Origin of the sequence: Corynebacterium sp. HMSC071F07 (assembly GCF_001810285.1) — a bacterium.
Taxonomy (GTDB): Bacteria; Actinomycetota; Actinomycetes; order Mycobacteriales; family Mycobacteriaceae; genus Corynebacterium; species Corynebacterium simulans.
In genome coordinates this window covers 1-911 of record NZ_KV800684.1, presented here as the reverse complement: position 1 = coordinate 911, position 911 = coordinate 1, and the positions used below count along the sequence as shown (strand labels likewise).

1 protein-coding gene is annotated in these 911 nt (G+C 58.3%); it reads right to left on the bottom strand.

Annotated elements, in window-relative coordinates; translation table 11 throughout:
- Positions 1-94: 94 nt before the first annotated feature.
- On the bottom strand, positions 95-911 hold an 817-nt coding region (locus tag HMPREF2724_RS01315; protein ID WP_141748289.1), incomplete at its 5' end, for a prealbumin-like fold domain-containing protein.

The following is a 911-nucleotide window of genomic DNA, read 5'->3' as shown; positions in this document are numbered from 1 at the left end:
CCCGCAAGACTCCTAACCGCCAATGAACATGCAATAAGGCCCGCCCTTCCCTGGAAGAGCGGGCCTTTTCTAAAAGTAGCCGCAAGCGGTGGTTCTATACCCAGCGGCGTCGCAAAGCGAGGCACCCTGCCGCGACAATAGCGGCACCAGCGAGAGCCCACAGGCCTACGCCCTCACCACCGGTCTTGGGCAGTGCACCCTTGGTGATGTCGGCGACCTGAAGGATGCCGACCTTCTTTACGCAATTGGCAGCAGTGTCGGACTCAGCGCACCTACTACTGGTGATAGCAGTTCCTCCGGAGAGCACCTTGATGACTGCATTGCCATCCTGATCCCACTCCGTCGAGAACTTGATTGGCGCGGGCAGCAGGTTATAGCCGTCCGGCGCCTTGGTCTCGATGAGGTAGTACACGCCAGGGGCATCCAAGCCTTCGAGCTTGACGCGGCCTGTGGTGGTGGTCGTGGACTGCTTCACTACGGGGTTAGCATCAGTATTGACGGTGCCATCCGCGTTGAGCTTCAAGTTGCCGTCAGCGTCCCCACGGTGGACGGTGAACTGCGCGCCGTCGAGCAACTCGTCGGTTTGAATCTTGTCCGGCGCGGCTGGATCATAGCTAACCTTTTCAAGCAGGACATCCATCTGCTTGGTCTCCAGCGGGATACAAGAGGTGTCTTTCCAACCGCCCATCTCTGCCTCGTTCATGAGGCCAAAGTTGGGTTCATGTAGGCCATCCTTGGTGTAGCAGCGGGAGTTACCGGCAGGCTGACTCGGGTACCCGGCAGGGACGGATGTGCTATTCAATTTGGTTCGATCCAGCTTGAAGCGCACCGTCACCTCGTAGACGTGCTGCCCGGAGCTTCCATTGACGCCCTTGGGCTTAATGATCTTTGGAGTGTCGTTCTTGTTGAGT